Origin of the sequence: Variovorax sp. CF313 (assembly GCF_000282635.1) — a bacterium.
Lineage (GTDB): Bacteria > Pseudomonadota > Gammaproteobacteria > Burkholderiales > Burkholderiaceae_C > Variovorax.
Genome location: NZ_AKIW01000045.1, coordinates 23,300 through 41,358, shown reverse-complemented (window position 1 = coordinate 41,358; position 18,059 = coordinate 23,300). Strand labels below are relative to the sequence as shown.

At 65.1% G+C, this 18,059-nt stretch carries 17 protein-coding genes and 1 tRNA gene; 12 read left to right on the top strand and 6 right to left on the bottom strand.

What is annotated here, in order from left to right; all coding sequences use genetic code 11:
* Positions 1-135 precede the first annotated feature (135 nt).
* Positions 136-804 (top strand): RNA pyrophosphohydrolase, encoded by a 669-nt coding sequence (locus tag PMI12_RS13705; RefSeq protein ID WP_007833253.1) that lies wholly within the window; start codon positions 136-138, stop codon positions 802-804.
* Positions 805-895: 91 nt separating this feature from the next.
* On the top strand, positions 896-1,345 hold the full coding sequence (locus tag PMI12_RS13700; protein WP_237726091.1) for a CNP1-like family protein: 450 nt from the start codon (positions 896-898) through the stop codon (positions 1,343-1,345).
* 41 nt (positions 1,346-1,386) lie between these two features.
* Here the strand turns inward: PMI12_RS13700 and proB are convergent, their stop codons facing one another.
* From proB to rplU, 4 genes are all read right to left on the bottom strand, one after another.
* Complete coding sequence (proB, locus tag PMI12_RS13695) at positions 1,387-2,526, bottom strand: glutamate 5-kinase (protein WP_042673374.1); 1,140 nt, start codon at positions 2,524-2,526, stop codon at positions 1,387-1,389.
* Positions 2,527-2,604: 78 nt separating this feature from the next.
* Positions 2,605-3,681: an Obg family GTPase CgtA gene (cgtA, locus tag PMI12_RS13690; RefSeq protein ID WP_007833246.1), complete on the bottom strand. Its 1,077-nt coding sequence runs from the start codon at positions 3,679-3,681 to the stop codon at positions 2,605-2,607.
* 71 nt (positions 3,682-3,752) lie between these two features.
* Positions 3,753-4,013: a 50S ribosomal protein L27 gene (gene rpmA, locus PMI12_RS13685; protein ID WP_007833244.1), complete on the bottom strand. Its 261-nt coding sequence runs from the start codon at positions 4,011-4,013 to the stop codon at positions 3,753-3,755.
* 12 nt (positions 4,014-4,025) lie between these two features.
* Positions 4,026-4,337, bottom strand: coding sequence for a 50S ribosomal protein L21 (gene rplU / locus PMI12_RS13680; protein WP_007833243.1), 312 nt, complete (start codon positions 4,335-4,337; stop codon positions 4,026-4,028).
* A gap of 190 nt (positions 4,338-4,527) precedes the next feature.
* On the opposite strand from rplU, the gene PMI12_RS13675 reads away from it, so the two are divergent.
* The 10 genes from PMI12_RS13675 (at position 4,528) to PMI12_RS13630 (ending at position 14,091) form a co-directional block, all read left to right on the top strand.
* Positions 4,528-5,520 (top strand): polyprenyl synthetase family protein, encoded by a 993-nt coding sequence (locus PMI12_RS13675; protein ID WP_007833242.1) that lies wholly within the window; start codon positions 4,528-4,530, stop codon positions 5,518-5,520.
* 53 nt (positions 5,521-5,573) lie between these two features.
* A tRNA-Pro gene (locus tag PMI12_RS13670) sits at positions 5,574-5,650 on the top strand.
* A gap of 113 nt (positions 5,651-5,763) precedes the next feature.
* Complete coding sequence (pilB, locus tag PMI12_RS13665) at positions 5,764-7,497, top strand: type IV-A pilus assembly ATPase PilB (RefSeq protein WP_007833241.1); 1,734 nt, start codon at positions 5,764-5,766, stop codon at positions 7,495-7,497.
* 28 nt (positions 7,498-7,525) lie between these two features.
* Positions 7,526-8,755, top strand: coding sequence for a type II secretion system F family protein (locus tag PMI12_RS13660; RefSeq protein ID WP_007833240.1), 1,230 nt, complete (start codon positions 7,526-7,528; stop codon positions 8,753-8,755).
* Positions 8,755-9,720, top strand: coding sequence for a prepilin peptidase (locus tag PMI12_RS13655; RefSeq protein WP_007833239.1), 966 nt, complete (start codon positions 8,755-8,757; stop codon positions 9,718-9,720). Before PMI12_RS13660 ends, PMI12_RS13655 begins: the two co-directional genes overlap by 1 nt.
* Before the next feature lie 8 nt (positions 9,721-9,728).
* On the top strand, positions 9,729-10,337 hold the full coding sequence (coaE, locus tag PMI12_RS13650) for a dephospho-CoA kinase (protein ID WP_007833238.1): 609 nt from the start codon (positions 9,729-9,731) through the stop codon (positions 10,335-10,337).
* Positions 10,338-10,406: 69 nt separating this feature from the next.
* Positions 10,407-11,900 carry an MBOAT family O-acyltransferase gene (locus PMI12_RS13645; protein ID WP_007833236.1) on the top strand — a complete coding sequence of 498 codons (1,494 nt, stop codon included), beginning with the start codon at positions 10,407-10,409 and terminating at the stop codon, positions 11,898-11,900.
* A 161-nt stretch (positions 11,901-12,061) separates the two neighbouring features.
* Positions 12,062-13,096: a hypothetical protein gene (locus tag PMI12_RS13640; protein ID WP_007833234.1), complete on the top strand. Its 1,035-nt coding sequence runs from the start codon at positions 12,062-12,064 to the stop codon at positions 13,094-13,096.
* A gap of 30 nt (positions 13,097-13,126) precedes the next feature.
* Positions 13,127-13,882, top strand: coding sequence for a cell division protein ZapD (gene zapD / locus PMI12_RS13635; protein WP_007833232.1), 756 nt, complete (start codon positions 13,127-13,129; stop codon positions 13,880-13,882).
* A complete protein-coding gene (locus PMI12_RS13630; RefSeq protein WP_007833230.1) occupies positions 13,879-14,091 on the top strand; it encodes a DNA gyrase inhibitor YacG in 213 nt (70 codons plus the stop codon). The genes zapD and PMI12_RS13630 overlap by 4 nt, the downstream gene beginning before the upstream one ends.
* A gap of 12 nt (positions 14,092-14,103) precedes the next feature.
* Here PMI12_RS13630 and PMI12_RS13625 read toward each other — a convergent pair whose 3' ends face one another.
* Entirely contained in the window at positions 14,104-16,074 is a 1,971-nt protein-coding gene (locus tag PMI12_RS13625) for an acyltransferase family protein (RefSeq protein WP_007833228.1), read from the bottom strand.
* A gap of 17 nt (positions 16,075-16,091) precedes the next feature.
* On the bottom strand, positions 16,092-18,059 hold the full coding sequence (locus tag PMI12_RS13620) for an acyltransferase family protein (protein WP_007833226.1): 1,968 nt from the start codon (positions 18,057-18,059) through the stop codon (positions 16,092-16,094).

Sequence of the window (18,059 nt, the reverse complement as noted above, 5' to 3'; positions counted from 1 at the left end):
GATGGATTCGCTGGATTCGAAGTTTGGAAGTGGGGGACTGCTCCCCCGGAGAGACCCTGAGAGCCTGGCATCGGCAGCTTGCCGACGGCAACCCGGCATGCATAATCGACTCAGTTCAAAAATTGGGGTTTGATTATGCTCGACCGGGACGGCTTCAGGCCCAACGTCGGCATCATCCTGCTCAACCAGAGAAACCAGGTTTTCTGGGGCAAACGCATACGCACGCATTCCTGGCAGTTCCCGCAAGGCGGCATCGACCGCGGCGAAAGTCCCGAGCAAGCCATGTTCCGGGAACTGCACGAGGAAGTGGGGCTCCATCCGGAGCATGTGCGCATCGTGGCCCGTACCCGCGACTGGTTGCGCTACGAGGTGCCGGATCGGTTCATCCGCCGTGACGCACGGGGCCACTACAAGGGCCAGAAACAAATCTGGTATTTGCTGCAACTCACCGGCCACGACTGGGATCTCAACCTGCGTGCCACCGACCATCCCGAATTCGACGCCTGGCGCTGGCATGACTACTGGGTGCCGCTCGACGTGGTCGTCGAGTTCAAGCGCGGCGTCTATGAGATGGCGCTGACCGAGCTTGCTCGCTACCTGCCACGGCAGGATTTCCGCAACCGCTTCCTGCGCAGCAACGTGCGCGCCCGAGAATTCGAGCGCCATTCGCTGGACGCCGGGGCGCCTCCCGGACTGGACCTGCCGCCCGGCGGCAGTTTCGATCCGCATCCCGACATTCCTTCTGCGAGCGATGAACCTCCTGTCCACGACAACAAAGCGCCGTTCCTTCCGACGCAACGCTGAACGCGTCCTTCTTCTGGCCTGCTTCGGCATCCTTGCGGGATGCGCCTCGGGACCGCACGACACGGACAATCCCGACTGGGCCCAGGGGGGCATGCCGCTGCCGCCCAAGCGCTACGAGACGGACAAGGAGTGGGAGGAAACCGCAACGCCCCCACCGCCGGCCTTCAGCGAAAGCCGCCTGCTGCCGATTGAAATGCCGCCGTACATGAGCTTGAAGTTCGGCATCGACCCGAACACGATCGCGATCACGGGCGACGGCATCGTGCGCTACGTGGTGGTGGCGCACAACCGCAATGGCGGCGCCGTCAATGCCTTCTATGAAGGCGTGCGCTGCTCGACCGCGGAAATGAAGAGCTATGCGCGCTACAACAACGGCGCCTGGCAAGACGTCGCCAAGCCCGAGTGGAAGCGCCTGAACGACCTGAATTCGAGCTACACCCGGGCGCTGTCGCGCCAGGCCCTGTGCCGCGGCAATGCGCCTCGCGCCTCGATCGGGGAAATGGTCCAGAACATACGCAACCCGATACGGGAAGTGCAGTAGTCAATCCATCAACGGGGCTTTGCGCCCCGTTGTTGTTTTCATCAGTTGGGCATCAGCACCATGTTGTCGCGATGGACCATCTCCGGTTCCGCGACATAGCCCAGCAGGCGCTCGAATTCGCTCGAGGGCTTGCGGCACAGCAGGCGCGCTTCCACGCTCGAATAGTTGGCCAGGCCCCGGGCCAGTTCGACGCCATCGACGTCGCGCACCGCAATCACGTCGCCGCGCGAGAACTCGCCCGAGACGCTGGTCATGCCGATCGGCAGCAGGCTCTTGCCTTCGGTCCGCACCTTGGCGGCAGCGCCCGCGTCGACAACGACGGCGCCGCGCAGTTGCAGGTGATCGGCCATCCAGCGCTTGCGGGCCTGGTGCTTGGCTGTCTGCGCCACCAGCAGCGTACCGATGGACTCGCCTCGTGCCAGGCGCAGCAGGGCATCGGACTCGCGCCCCCAGGCGATGACGGTGGAGGCGCCCGAGCCGGCCGCGCGCTTGGCCGCAAGAATCTTGGTGATCATTCCGCCGCGGCCGATGCTGGAGCCGGCGCCGCCCGCCATGGCCTCGAGCGCCGGGTCGCCGGCGGCGGCTTCGTGCACGAACTTCGCGTCGGCGTCCTTGCGCGGGTCGGCCGTGTACAGGCCCTTCTGGTCCGTGAGGATGACCAGTGCGTCGGCCTCGACGAGGTTCGCCACGAGCGCGCCGAGCGTGTCGTTGTCGCCGAACTTGATCTCGTCGTTGACGACGGTGTCGTTCTCGTTGATGACCGGCACCACGCCCAGCTTGAGCAGCGTGACCAGCGTCGAACGGGCATTGAGGTAGCGCTCGCGATCGGCCAGGTCGGCATGGGTCAGCAGCACCTGCGCACTGCCTATCTCGTTTTCGCGCAGCTTGGTTTCGTACATCTGGGCCAGGCCCATCTGCCCCACAGCCGCGGCGGCCTGCAGTTCATGGACCTCGTGCGGCCGGGTTCGCCAGCCGAGACGCTTCATGCCTTCGGCGATCGCTCCGCTCGACACCATGACGACCTCGCGACCCTCGCGCACCAGCGCGGCCAGTTGCCGGCACCATTCGCCGATGGCTGCCTCGTCGAGGCCGCGCCCCTCGTTGGTCACGAGGCTGGAGCCCACCTTGACGACGATACGGCGGGCATCCCGCAAGGCTGTGGATCCGGAGTTCGAGGTCATTTTGCGGTGAATGCTGCGAGGTTGCTTTTGTCTGTCTATCTGTCCGTTGGCAGCATCACGGGCAATGCTGCGGTGCCGCTAAGCGCCCTCGGGAGGCAGCGGCGTGAAGCGCGGGTCGACGACCACCGGCGCATGCTCGGCCACCTGCTGCGCCTTGACCTGCTGATAGATGGCCTGCACCAGATGTTCGCAGCCTTCGCGCGTGAGCGCCGAGATTTCGAACACCGGCCCCTTGAAGCGCAGGCGCTTCACGAAGTCCTTGACGCGCGCTGCGCGTTCTTCGGCCGGCACCATGTCGAGCTTGTTGAGCACGAGCCAGCGCGGCTTTTCGTAGAGTGCGGCGTCGTACTTCTTGAGCTCGCCGACGATGGCCTTGGCCTGTGCGACCGGGTCGACGTTGTCGTCGAACGGCGCCATGTCGATCACATGCAGCAGCAGGCGCGTGCGCTGCAGGTGCCGCAGGAAGAGATGGCCCAGGCCTGCGCCTTCGGAAGCGCCTTCGATCAGGCCGGGAAGATCTGCCACCACGAAGCTCTGTTCCGGGCCCACGCGCACGACGCCCAGGTTCGGGTGCAGCGTGGTGAAGGGATAGTCCGCGATGCGCGGGCGGGCGTTCGAAATCGCGCTGATCAGCGTCGACTTGCCTGCGTTCGGCATGCCGAGCAGGCCGACATCGGCCAGCACCTTGAGTTCGAGCTTGAGGCTGCGCTTCTCGCCGGGCCAGCCCGGGGTCTTCTGGCGCGGCGCGCGGTTGATGGCGCTCTTGAAGCGCATGTTTCCGAAGCCGCCGTCGCCGCCCTTGGCGATGGTGATGACCTCGCCCTCCTTCAACAGCTCGAACAGCACTTCGCCCGTTTCGGCGTCGGAGATGATCGTGCCAACCGGCATCTTGAGCGTGATGTCGTCGCCAGCGGCACCGAACATGTCGGAGCCCATGCCGTGCTCGCCGCGCTTGGCTTCGTGCCGGCGCGAGTAGCGAAAGTCGACCAGGGTGTTGAGGTTCGAGTCGGCCACCGCGAACACGTGGCCGCCACGGCCGCCGTCGCCGCCGTTGGGGCCGCCGAATTCCTTGTACTTCTCATGACGGAACGACACGCAGCCGTTGCCGCCATCGCCCGCGGCGATGTCGATGAAGGCTTCGTCGACGAACTTCATGGGATGTCCAGTTTACAAATGAAGAAGCCCCGGCAATGCGGGGCCTCGGGCAGTTCGAAGTGACTCGAGGCTTACGCCGCGGGGGTCACGTTGACCGTGTGCTTGTTGAGTGCACCCTTGTGACCGAACGACACGTGGCCGTCGACCAGGGCAAACAGCGTGTGGTCCTTGCCCACGCCGACGTTCACGCCGGGATGGAACTGGGTGCCGCGCTGGCGCACGATGATCGAGCCTGCGCTGATCAGTTCGCCGCCGAAAGCCTTCACGCCGAGCATCTTGGGCTTGGAATCGCGCCCGTTTCGCGTTGAGCCGCCGCCTTTTTTCTGTGCCATGGAATGTGCTCCTTAGCCGGCGATCGCGCCGATTTGCAGTTCGGTGAACTGCTGGCGATGGCCTTGACGTTTCTGATAGTGCTTGCGACGGCGCATCTTGAAGATGTGCACCTTGTCGTGCTTGCCGTGCGACAGTACCGTGACTGTCACCGTTGCGCCGGACACCAGGGGCGTGCCAACCTTGATTTCAGCGCCGTTTCCGACGGCCAGAACCTGGTCGATCACGATTTCCTGGCCTACGTCCGCAGCAATCTGTTCTACTTTAATTTTTTCGCCGGAAGCAACGCGATACTGCTTGCCGCCGGTTTTTATGACCGCGTACATGTAAACCTCTTAGAAATGAGTCTCCGCAGCGAATTCCGCAGAGCCCAAGATTATAGCGCGGTTTGTGCTTGCTAACCACTTCCAGCCCAAGCGCTCCCGGCAAACCGTGGCGGCTCCCTATAATTTGCGCCTTCCGGCCCTTCCCCAGCCTGGGTCGCCCTCATCCTCCGCAGCGCTCCGCGCCTCCGCTTTGCCAGTTCCCGCCGCCGACACCTCCCCCACCGCCACCGTGCTGGACCTGATTGCTGGCGACATGGTCGAAGTCGACCGTGTGATCGCCCGCCGCCTCGACACGGGCGTGCCGCTGGTCAGCCAAGTTTCAAGATACATCATCTCGGCTGGCGGCAAGCGCCTGCGGCCGGCGCTCCTGCTGCTGATGTCGGGCGCCTTGGGCTATACGGGCGAGCAGCGCTTCAATCTGGCGGCCGTCGTGGAGTTCATCCACACAGCCACCCTGCTGCACGACGACGTGGTCGATGAATCGACCCTTCGGCGCGGCCGGGCGACTGCCAACGAATCGTTCGGCAACCCGGCCAGCGTGCTGGTCGGCGACTTTCTCTATTCGCGCGCGTTCCAGATGATGTTGGATGCCAACAACATGCGCGTCATGCAGATCCTGGCCGAAGCAACCAACGTGATCGCCGAGGGCGAGGTGCTCCAGCTGATGAACATGCACGACGCATCGCTGGATGAGGCCGCCTATCTGCGCGTGATCCGCTCCAAGACCGCGAAGCTGTTTGAAGCCAGTACCCGCCTGGCGGCCGTGCTGGCGGGCGCCACCGCCGAAATGGAAGAAGCCTGCGCCACTTACGGACAGGCGCTCGGCACCGCCTTCCAGGTGATCGACGACGTACTGGACTACGCGGGCGATGCCAACGAGACAGGAAAGAACGTCGGCGACGACCTGCGCGAAGGCAAGACCACGCTGCCGCTCATCTTCGCGATGCAGCACGGAACCCCGGCGCAGAGCGAACTGGTGCGCGCCGCCATCCAAGCGGGCGACACCGCCCAGCTGGGCAAGATCGTCGAGATCGTGCGCGAAACCGGCGCCCTTGCTGCCTCGCGCGCCGCCGCCGCCGCCGAGGCACAGCGAGCAATTCATGCATTGAAGGGCCTCCCGTCCAATTTGCATGCTTCAGGTTTGCTACAATTGGCGGCTCAGTTGCTTGAGCGACGTGCCTGAACACCTCACCTGAGTTGGCATCTAGGACGATTTCTCTTTTTTCTTGCAACCATCGGGGTGTAGCTTAGCCTGGTAGAGCGCTACGTTCGGGACGTAGAGGCCGGAGGTTCGAATCCTCTCACCCCGACCAGCCATTGGCTGGCATAAATAAATGGCCATGCCTGTTGCTGTGTAGCGATTTACAGCAAAGGACTGTTCAGCGATGATCGTGAAGCATTTTTTCACATCTTTTTCATCCGTTGAATGGCCGCAGCCGAACTTCCAGTTAAAGAAACCTCGCAGATTGCCCTCCCAGGGCTTGCACGCGCCCTGGTGTCGGCAGGCAAGCTTCCTGCCAGGGTGGCCGAGGACATCTACCAGAAGTCCCTGAGCGGCCGCACCAGCTTCATCGCGGAGCTGACCGGCTCTGGCGCCGTCTCGGCCGCCGATCTCGCCCACACCCTTTCCACCGCCTTCGGCGCCCCGCTGCTCGACCTCGACGCAATCGATCCCCAGCGCCTGCCCAAGGACCTGCTCGACCCGAAGCTGTGCCATGCGTACCGCATCGTCGTCCTCAGCAAGCGCAACAACCGTCTGATTGTTGCAACAGCCGACCCCTCGGACCAACAGGCGGCAGAGAAGATCAAGTTCGCTTCCCAGATGGGCGTCGACTGGGTCATCGCGGAATACGACAAGCTGTCGCGAATGATCGAAGCCGCCGCCGTCAGTGCAGCGGAAACGATCAACAACATCGTCGGCAGCGAGTTCGAGTTCGACGACGTCACGGCCGAAACCTCGGGTGACAGCAACGAGCAGGCGGTCGCCGAAGTCGAAGACGCGCCGGTCGTGCGCTTTCTCCACAAGATGCTGCTCGACGCGATCGGCATGCGCGCATCGGACATCCATTTCGAGCCCTACGAGCACCAGTACCGCGTACGGTTCCGGATCGACGGCGAGTTGCGCGAAATCGCCAGCCCGCCCACCGTCATCAAGGACAAACTGGCGTCGCGCATCAAGGTCATCTCGCGGCTCGACATCTCGGAGAAGCGCGTGCCGCAGGACGGCCGCATGAAGCTCAAGATCGGGCCCGATCGCGTCATCGACTTCCGCGTGAGCACTTTGCCCACGCTGTTCGGCGAGAAGATCGTCATTCGTGTCCTTGACCCCAGCAGCGCGCGCCTGGGCATCGACGCTCTGGGCTACGACGCAGACGAAAAGGAACGGCTCCTTCACGCCATCGGCCGGCCCTACGGCATGGTCCTGGTGACCGGTCCCACGGGCTCCGGCAAGACGGTGTCGCTCTACACCTGCCTGAACCTGCTGAACCAGCCGGGCGTCAACATCGCGACGGCGGAAGATCCGTCGGAAATCAACCTGCCCGGCGTCAACCAGGTCAACGTCAACGAACGGGCGGGACTGACCTTCGCGGCCGCACTGCGCGCCTTCCTGCGGCAGGATCCGGACATCATCATGGTCGGCGAAATCCGCGACCTCGAAACCGCCGACATCTCGATCAAGGCCGCGCAAACGGGCCACCTGGTGCTCTCCACGCTGCACACCAACGACGCGCCGACGACGCTCACGCGGATGCGCAACATGGGTATCGCGCCGTTCAACATCGCATCGAGCGTGATCCTGATTACCGCGCAGCGCCTGACCCGCCGGCTGTGCACCCTCTGCCGCATGCCGGCCGACGTTCCGCGCGAAACGCTGCTCGACGCAGGGTTCAGGGAAGAAGATCTGGACGGCACCTGGAAGCCCTACCGCCCCGTCGGCTGCTCCGCCTGCAACGGCGGCTACAAGGGCCGCGTGGGCATCTACCAGGTGATGCCGATCTCGGAAGCCATCCAGGAAATCATCCTGCGCGACGGCAGCGCGCTCGACATCGCTCAGCAGTCCGAAAAAGAAGGCGTGCGTTCGCTGCGCCAGTCGGGTCTGCGAAAAGTCATGCAAGGTCTCACTTCGCTGGAAGAAGTGGTGGCCTGCACCAACGAATAACGAACACACACTGAGAACCGGAGATCGAATGGCAACAGTGGCATCCACCCGCTCCCAGCCCACGCACAAGGAATTTGTCTTCGAATGGGAAGGCAAGGACCGCAACGGCAAGGCGGTGCGCGGCGAACTTCGGGCCGCCGGCGAAAACCAGGTACAGGCTGCACTGCGCCGCCAGGGCGTGCTCGCCTCCAAGATCAAGAAACGCCGCATGCGCTCCGGCAAGGCGATCAAGCCCAAGGACATCGCCATCTTCACGCGCCAGCTGGCGACCATGATGAAGGCCGGCGTGCCCTTGATGCAGTCCTTCGACATCGTCGGGCGCGGCAATGCGAACGCGAGCGTGGCCAAGCTGCTCAACGACATCCGCAGCGACGTGGAAACCGGCACCTCGCTGTCGGCCGCCTTCCGCAAGTTCCCGAAGTATTTCGACAACCTCTACTGCAACCTGGTGGAGGCCGGCGAAGCGGCCGGTATTCTGGAAGATCTGCTGGACCGCCTTGCCACGTACATGGAGAAGACCGAGGCGATCAAATCCAAGATCAAGTCGGCGTTGATGTACCCGACCTCGGTGGTGGTCGTGGCCTTTGTGGTGGTCGCGATCATCATGATCTTCGTGATTCCCGCGTTCAAGCAGGTGTTCACCTCGTTCGGGGCCGACCTTCCCGCACCAACGCTGTTCGTGATGGCCATGAGCGAATTCTTCGTCTCGTACTGGTGGCTGATCTTCGGCGGCATCGGCGGCGGCCTCTACTTCTTCATGCAGGCGTGGAAGCGCAACGAGCGCGTGCAGAAGGTCATGGACCGCCTGCTGCTTCGCATTCCGATCTTCGGCACCTTGATCGAGAAATCCTGCGTTGCACGCTGGACACGAACGCTTGCGACGATGTTCGCGGCAGGCGTCCCCCTCGTCGAAGCCCTCGACTCGGTGGGCGGCGCCTCGGGCAACAGTGTCTATGGCGACGCCACGGCGAAGATCCAGCAGGAGGTTTCCACGGGCACCAGCCTGACCTCGGCCATGACCAACGCCAACCTGTTCCCGTCGATGGTGATCCAGATGACCGCGATTGGCGAGGAATCGGGCTCCATCGACCACATGCTGGGCAAGGCCGCCGACTTCTACGAATCGGAAGTGGACGACATGGTCGCGGGCCTCTCGAGCCTGATGGAACCCATCATCATCGTGTTCCTCGGCACCATCATCGGCGGCATCGTGGTGTCGATGTACCTGCCCATCTTCAAGCTCGGCCAGGTCGTCTGATGCTCGTTTCGAGGGAGTTCGACACCGCGTTCGCCGGTGTGCTGGGGCTATTGATCGGCAGTTTCATGAACGTCGTCATCTACCGCACGCCAGTGATGATGTATCGCGACTGGCTCGCCGATGCCGTTGCCAACCTCATGCCGTCGAAGGATGCGCCCTCGCTGTGGTCGCTGGCCTTCGGTCCAAAGGTGTCGCCTCCCGCGGGGCTGGAAGCGGCTGCCGACAAGGCCGCCGCAGTCCTCGAAGCGCAGCCCCCTTTCGACCTGACCCGTCCCGCATCGCGCTGCGGAAACTGCGGGCACAAGATCCGCTGGTACGAGAACATCCCCGTGCTGAGCTATCTCGTGCTGCGCGGGCGCTGCGCGTCTTGCAAGACTTCGATCAGTCCTCGCTACCCGCTGGTCGAACTGGTCACGGGCGTGCTGTTCGCGCTCTGCGCCTGGCGTTTCGGCATCACACCGGCCGGGGTGCTCTGGGCCGCATTCGGCGCCCTGCTGATCTGCCAGTTCCTGATCGATTTCGACACCCAGTTCCTGCCCGACTCGCTCAACTACCCCCTGCTCTGGCTCGGCCTGGTCGGTGCGGCCATGGGCTGGACCGGCGTGCCGCTGAGCTCCGCCGTCTGGGGTGCCGTGTTCGGCTACCTGAGCCTCTGGCTTGTGTACCATGGCTTTCGCCTGATTACGGGCAAGGAAGGCATGGGCTATGGAGACTTCAAACTGCTCGCCGCGCTGGGCGCCTGGCTCGGCGCCGACTACCTCATCGCGATCATCCTCGTCTCTTCTCTGGTGGGCGCGGTGATCGGTGTGACGCTGCGCGTCGCCGGCAAACTGGCGCACAAGGACATTCCCATCGCCTTCGGCCCCTTCCTGGCCGGCGCGGGCCTCGTCTGCCTCGTGGCGGGCCCCGAAATCGTGAGGCAATGGATTCCGTTCGCCTTTCCCCTCGGCGCACTGATCCATTGACACACCGCATGGTGCGGCGCATCGGCCTGACGGGCGGCATCGGCAGCGGCAAGAGTACCGTCGCGGGGCTGTTGGTTGCCCAGGGGGCGGTGCTGGTGGACACCGACGCCATCGCGCGGGCCATCGCGCTCCCGGGCGGCATTGCCATGCCAGCCCTCGAAGCCGCTTTCGGCGCCGAAATCATTGCCCCCGACGGCGGCCTGGACAGGGCCGCCATGCGGCAGATCGTGTTCGCGGATGCAGGCGCCAAGGCCCGCCTCGAATCCATCCTCCACCCCTTGATCGGCGCCGAAACGCAGCGCCTGGCCGCGGCGGCCGGCGAGGACGCGGTCGTCGTGTTCGATGTTCCCCTGCTCGTTGAATCCGGCCGCTGGCGCGCCCTCGTCGACCGGGTGCTGGTGGTCGACGCCACCGAGGAAACGCAGCTGAAACGCGTCGTCGCACGCTCGGGTTGGGCACCCGAAGCGGTCAAGGCGGTGATTGCCCAGCAGGCCACGCGCCCGGCACGCCGGGCCGCCGCCGATGCGGTCATTTTCAACGAGTCCCTGACGCTGGAGGAACTCGGCCAGCAGGTTCAGGGTCTCTGGGAACGGTGGATTCGGGCAGGCACGCGATAATTTGGCGTTGACGCCGCGACGGCTACACGACGACCACGTCAAACGGCGCACGCCTCAGCGCCCCTCACGATGCTTTTCAATTCGTATTCCTTCATCTTCGTTTTCTTCCCGCTGGTCCTGATCGGCTTCTTCCTGATCGGTACGCGCAGCCCCCGGTCGGCGGCGGGTTTCCTGGCACTGGCGTCACTGTTCTTCTACGGGTGGTGGAGCGTCAAGGCACTGCCCCTCCTGCTGGGGTCGATCTGCATCAACTACTGGTTCGGGCTGCGGCTGACGCCTTCTCCGGGCCGCGAGGACAAGTATCGCAAGGCCTTGCTGATCATCGCGCTGGTGGTCAACCTCGGGGTGCTGGCCGTCTTCAAGTACGCCAACTTCTTCCTGGAAAACGTCGATGCCGGCTTGGCGGCTGCGGGCTTCTCGCAGATCGATCTGGTGCACATCGTGCTGCCGATCGGCATCTCGTTCTACACGTTCACGCAGATCGCCTTTCTGGTCGACTGCTGGCAGGGCAAGGTGCACGAGCGCAGCTTTGTCCACTACGCGCTGTTCGTGACCTATTTCCCGCACCTGATCGCGGGCCCGGTGCTGCATCACGCGCAGATGATGCCGCAGTTCAACAATCCGGCCACCTACCGATTCAACGCGAACAACGTGGCGCTCGGACTGGGCATCTTCGTCTTCGGCCTGGCCAAGAAGATGCTGATCGCCGACCCGCTGGGGCAGTACGCCGACATGATGTTCAAGGGCGTGCACGAAGGCGTGATGCCCTCGCTGTACACGGCCTGGTTCGGTGTGCTGGCCTACACGCTGCAGATCTATTTCGACTTCTCGGGCTACTCCGACATGGCGGTGGGCCTGTCGCTGTGCGTGGGCGTGCAGCTGCCGCTCAACTTCAGGTCGCCCTACAAGTCGACCAACATGATCGAGTTCTGGCGGCGCTGGCACATCTCGCTGTCGACTTTCCTGCGCGATTATCTCTACGTGCCGCTCGGCGGCAACCGCAAGGGCCCGGCGCGGCGCTACATCAATCTCTTTCTCACGATGCTGCTGGGCGGCCTGTGGCACGGCGCGGCCTGGACCTTCGTCATCTGGGGCGCGCTGCATGGCGCGTACCTGATGGTCAACCACTTCTGGAACGCGAAGGTCCGGCGCGGCAAGACCGGAAGCACGGTGCTCGGCCGCGTGGCCGGCTGGTTCATCACCTTCCTGTGCGTCATGATCGCCTGGGTTGTGTTCCGGGCCGACAGCATGACGGCCGCCGTCGAGATCTACAAGGGCATGCTGGGCCTGCACGGCGCGCCCGTGTCGGCCTTCAGCGAATTCCGCGTGCCGTTCCGCAAGCCCGAGTTCTTCCAGACCGTCTTCGCCGGCCTGGTGATCTGCCTGGCGCTGCCGCCCACCATCACGCTCGACCGCTGGATTCCCAACGTCGCGGGCCTGGCCGGACGCCCCCGCCTCCAGCGCCTGGCCACCTGGGTCACGGGCCTGGGCTGCGTCTATCTTTTTGGCCTGTGCGTGTCGAAGTTCGGCAGCTACAGCCCGTTCCTCTATTTCCAGTTCTGAAATGAATCTCCCCCAGGCTTCGCGCACTTCGTGTCGCTTCTCCTACCCCCTCGCCGGGGGCGACGCCGGTGGCCCGGCAAAGCCGGTTCCACGGCGTCCCGCGAATGGAGCATGCCCGGTTCATGCGCTGGAGACCATTCGGAGTGCAGTGGAGAGCTGAGATGGAAGACACGAAATCGGCCAGGACCTGGCTTCGCATCTTCGCCGCGGGCTACCTGGTGTGCTGCGCGCTGCTGGTCGCCAGCCTCTTCACCCCCGTTCCCTACGGCGACCTGACCCGCATCGGCCGCATCTCGGAGCGCGAATTCGGCTGGCAAGTGCCACCGCCGCCGATTCCCGACGCCGACGTCAAGACCTGGCCAATCAACGAATCCGACATCCTGGTGATCGGCGACAGCTTCTCCGTGCGCTACGCCTGGCAGGCGTCCCTCGTGGGCGCAGGCTACAAGATGACGACCACCCACTGGGACAATCTCGGCGGCACGCTGTGCGACGACTTCCCGGGCTGGCTCGAGAAGTCGGGCTTCAAGGGCAAGGTCGTGATCGTCGAGAGCATCGAGCGCCTGCTGCAGGACCGCATCGAGAAGTCCGAGAGCTGCAAGGCGATGAAGCACGCCTTCAAGCCGACGCCGCCGCCGTTCGAGAACCCGGCCAGGCCGGCGCCCGGCTTCCAGCTCAACTGGGATGCCCAGCTGCTCAGCGGCTGGTTCACGTACCACAACACCAAGGCCATCCTGGCCTCCGACAGCTGGACCAACACGCCCGAGCGCTGGGGTCCGCTGATCGACGCGCGCGTGGTGCCCGATGGCTGCAAGCAGTTCAGCCACCGCGCCTGCGACAAACTGCTGATGACCGCCGAAGACCGTGTCAACGCGGCGCTGACAGCCGAGTCCGCGCAATTCATGAAGCGCTTCGAGCGCACGGCCGCACCCTACAAGGTGATGTGGATGGTCGTGCCCAACAAGACCACCGTGTATTTGCAACAAAACCATGCCGATGCATTCCGCGCCGCATTCAACCCGCAAAATATCGGGCCGGACCTGTTTGCGCTGGCCGAGCAGAACCGATTCAAGGTGAAGGATCTTTTCCCCGCCAACGAGACCCACGTTTCGACCCGGGGTTACATTCTTTTTGGGCAGCGTATGCTGGAGGCTGTGCGCGAGGTGTTCCCGCCACCGGTCGCCAAATCGCAATGAGCCCGAACCCGACGTGAAAAACCGATACGCGTGATCCTCTACGAGTACCCTTTCAACGAGCGCATCCGCACGTACCTGCGGCTGGAGCACCTGTTTCGCCGCCTCGGCGAGCTGGTGCCCGCTGAATCGCCGCTGTCCCATCACTACGCCCTGGTCACGATCTTCGAGATCATGGACGTCGCCGCGCGCGCCGACCTCAAGGCCGACGTGCTGCGCGACCTCGACAAGCACAAGAACGTCTTCAACAGCTACCGGGGTAATCCGGCCATCGCCGAGGCCGTGCTCGACCAGGTCGTCGGCCAGCTCGAAGGCAACTTCACCGCCCTCAACAGCGTGGCCGGCAAAGCCGGCCAGGCGCTGACCGAGAACGAGTGGCTCATGAGCATTCGCAGCCGCGCCGGCATCCCGGGCGGCACCTGCGAGTTCGACCTGCCCGCCTACTACGCCTGGCAGCACCGCCCCGCCGCCAGCCGCCGCGCCGATCTCGAACGCTGGTCGAACACCCTCTCACCGCTGGCCTCGTCGATCTACCTGCTGCTCAAGCTGCTGCGCGACGCCGACGTGCCCTACAAGGTGATCGCCAGCAATGGCCAGTTCCAGCAGAACCTGCCGCAGGGCCGCAGCTTCCAGCTGCTGCGCCTGCGCATCGACCCCAAGCTCGGCCTGATCCCTGAAATCAGCGGCAACCGCCTCATGGTCTCGGTGCGCCTGATGCACCACGACGCGGACGACCGCCTTCATCAAAGCTCGAACGACGCGCCCTTCGAGCTGACCCTCTGCGCATGACAACGCGGTTGAACAGCAAGGGCGAGCGGATCGTCCGCTGCCCCACATGCGGCGGCGACAGCATCTACGCGCCGAGCAACGCCTACAGGCCCTTCTGCAGCGCGCGCTGCAAGGGCGTCGACCTGGGCGCCTGGGCCAGCGAAGAATTCCGCATGCCGGCCGAAGCGCCACCGGACGACGAGCCTTTCGGCGACCCGAAGATCCAGTAGGCGGCCGCAGGACTACTTGCCGCCGGCGTCCTCGTCGAGCAATGCAGGGTCGACGTACGTCGCAAAGCTGCGTGCGTACCTGGGCCGAAGGTGGCCGATGTCCTTGTAGGCCGGCGAACCGTCGTCGGGCATGCTGCGAATGCACTGGCCGTCGGCGCACAGGCTCGCAAAAGGCTCGATGACCCGTGCGCCGTTGGCCTCGGCCACCTGCTTCAGCCGCGCGTTGAGCACGGCCTGGTCTTGCGGCATCGGGGCCTTGAGCTGTCCGCCGGCGGCCGTCATGCCCCCGAGCCGGCTGCCCTGGATCTGCTTGAGCGGATCGAAATCCATCCCGACCGGATTGCCGAGCACGAGGTAGACCGTCTTGTGCGCCGACAGGCGCTTCAGCACCTCGCCCAGCGACTTCAGCGACAGCTCGATGCCGTCCCCGTTGAGGAACGGGTGCACGGCCTTCCTGTCGTCCAGGAAGTAGTTCACCGTGGGCCCGGCGCCGGTGAAATAGCAGCTCCAGCAGCCCCCGATCACCACCGAATCGATGTCCGGCTTGAGCGCCAGGTCGAGCACGGCCTGGCGCCGCTCCTCGCACCCCGTGTCGGCGCTGCTGAACAGGCCGGGCACGGGCGGGCACGAGCCCTTGGTCGCAAAGTACACCGTGCGGGCCTTGCCGGGCTGCGTGCGCACCAGCTCGAGCGCGCGCGGTGCGTATTGCTCGACGTGGCTGTCGCCGATCAGCAGCACGTTGTGCCTGCCGCTGCCGGTGCGGTAGACGAACTGCCCGCCCAGCGCGGTCTCCTCGAAGCCGCCGTAGTAGTTGTCTTCGCGCGTCGCGTCGGCCACCGCCTGCAGGGCCTGGCTGTCGTTGCGCGGAGGAGGCATGCCCAGGAAGACCAGCGCGCCGGCCAGCGCCAGCGCCGCGCCGCCGCCCGCCAGTCCGCGCAGCATGCCTTGCGAGAGATGAAGCTTGACGAAGCGTTCCAGGAAACGATAAGTGGCCCAGGCCAGCACCACTGCCGCCACCACCAGCACGATGCGCACCTGCAGCGGCGGTTCCCCGCCCGCCACGATGCGTGCATACGAAAGCAGCGGCCAGTGCCAGAGGTACAGCGGATAGCTGATCAGCCCGATCCACACCATGACGCGGTTCGACAGCAGATACCGGTTGAGCACGCCGTTGGGACCGGCGGCGATGCAGCTCACCGCGCCCAGCACCGGCAGCAGCGCCCACCAGCCCGGAAACGCCTTGGTGCTGCGCGTCATGAAGAGGCCGAGCACGATCAGGCCCATGCCGACGACGGACTGCACATGCTTCGTCCACGGACGCGGCTGCGCCGAACCATTGCTGGCGGCCTGCAGCCGCATCGCCGCCAGCAGGCCGCCGGCCATCAGCTCCCACGCACGCGACAGCGGCGAATAGAACGCCGCCGCGCGGTGCGGCTGCACGGTCAGCACGTTGACCAGGAACGAGATCACCGCCACCGCCAGCGTCACGCGCAGCATCGGCCAGCGCCTGCGCCAGGCCAGCCCCAGCAGCAGGGGCCAGAAGATGTAGAACTGCTCCTCGATGCCCAGCGACCACAGATGCAACAGCGGCTTGGTCTCGGCCGTCGCATCGAAGTAGCCCGCCTCACCCAGGAAGACGAGGTTGGCAAAGAAGGCGGCCCCGCCGGTGGTCTGCTTGCCGAGCTGCGAGAACTCGCCCGGCAGCAGCACGTACCAGCCGAAAGCCAGCGTGGCGAGCAGCACGAGCACCAGCGCCGGAAAGATGCGCCGGATGCGCCGCGCATAGAAATCGCGGTAGCTGAAATCGCCCGCGGCCAGGCTCTGCAGAAGAATGGTCGTGATCAGGAAGCCCGAGATCACGAAGAAGATGTCGACCCCGATGAAGCCGCCCGGCAGCAGGCTCGGAAAGGCGTGGTACGCCAGCACCGAGCCCACCGCGATGGCACGCAGGCCGTCGATGTCGGGGCGGTACTTGGGATGCATGGTTGGCGAAGGCCCGCTCAGCGCGACGGCTGCGGTGCGGCAGGCGCGGTGCGCACCGTGCGGTCGAAGTAGCTCGCCTCTTCCCGGGTGTAGCGTGGGCGCAGGTGGTCGGCGTCCTTGTAGGCGGGCGAACCGTCGGGCATCGTGCGCAAGCACTGGTCGGCCTTGCACAGCACCGCCATGGCGTCGATGGCTTCGGCCCCGCTTGCGGCTGCGATCGCGCGCAGCCGGTCATTGAGCTGCTTCTGGTCGGCCGGCAGCGGCGCCGTCGGCGTCGAGGTCATGACCTCCATGTGCGTCAGGCGGCTGCCCTCGATCAGGCGCTTCGGCGAAAACTCCGTGCCGGCAGGGTTGTCGAGCAGCAGGTAGACCTTCTTGTGGCGCGCCAGCTCGCGCAGCGTGGACTCCATCGAAGCCAGCGAACGCTCGATGCCGTCGCCGTTCTGGAACGGGTGGATCTTGTTGCTGCTGTCGCGGAAGTAGTAGTCGGTGGCGCCCTGGCCGACGAAGTAGCAGTTCCAGCAACCGCCGATCACCACCGAGTCGACCTCGGGGCCCAGCGCATAGGCCAGCATCGCGTCGCGCCGTTCGGCGCAGCCGATGTTCTTGTCCGCATACACGCCGGGCACCGCGGGGCAGGCGCCCTGGGTCGCGAACCAGGCCGACTTGCCTTCCATCGCCAGCGTGCGAGCGAGCTCCATCACGCGCGGCGCGTACTGCTGCACGTGGCTGTCGCCCAGGAACAGCACCCGCCTGGGCCCGCCACCGACCTTGTAGATCAGTTGCTCGCCGATCTGGTCGAGCTTGAAGCCCCCGTAGTAATCGGCGTCCAGCGTGGCGTTGGCCACCGTCTGCAGCTTGGGGCTGCTGTTGCGCGGCTCGGGCACGCCCAGGAAGATCGCGGCGCCCGCCACGGCCAACAGCACCATGCCGGCGCCCAGCGCCTTCAACGTGCCTGCACCCGGACGATTCCTCGCGAAGCGCTCCACGAAGCGGTACGTCGCCCAGGCCAGCAGCACGCTCGCCACCAACGCGGCGGCGCGGTAGGCCGGCACCGGATGCAGCGGATCGGCTTCCACAATGCGCACGAACGCCAGCAGCGGCCAGTGCCACAGGTACAGCGGATAGCTGATGAGGCCGACCCACACCATCACGCGGTTCGACAGCAGGTACCTGTTCAGCACGCCGGCCGGCCCCGCCGCGATGCAGCTCACCGCGCCCAGCGTGGGCAGCAGCGGCCACCAGCCCGGGAACGCCTTGTTGCTGCGGATCATCACCAGACCGAGCACGATCAACCCGACGCCCAGCACCGACTGCACATGGCTGCGCCATGCGCTGGGCGCCGGCGGGCGCAGCCGCATGCAGGCCAGGATGCCGCCGACCATCAGCTCCCAGAAACGGGAGGCCGGCGAGTAGAACGACGCCGCCGGCAGCGGGTGCACCGTCGCCACGTTCACCACGAACGAGACCGCCGCCACCGCCAGCACCACGCGCACGATCGGCCAGCGCTTGCGCCATGCGAGCCCAAGCAGCAGCGGCCAGAAGATGTAGAACTGTTCCTCGATGCCCAGCGACCACAGGTGCAGCAGCGGCTTGGTTTCGGCGGCCGTGTCGAAGTAGCCCGATTCACCCCAGAACACCAGGTTGGCGACGAACGTCGTGCCGCCCACGGTCTGCCTGCCGAGCTCGGCGAACTCGTCGGACAGCAGCAGGTACCAGCCGGCAAGCAGCGTTGCCAGCAACACAACGATCAGTGCCGGAAAGATCCGCCGGATGCGCCGCTCGTAGAAGTCGCGGTAGGTGAAGTCGCCCGCCGCGAGGCTTTGGAGAATGATGGTCGTGATCAGGAAACCCGAGATCACGAAGAAGATGTCGACCCCGACGAAACCGCCCATCAGCGCCTTCGGGAAGGCGTGGTAAACCAGCACGGAGCTCACCGCAATGGCGCGCAGCCCGTCGATGTCCGGACGGTACTTGGGGTGCAT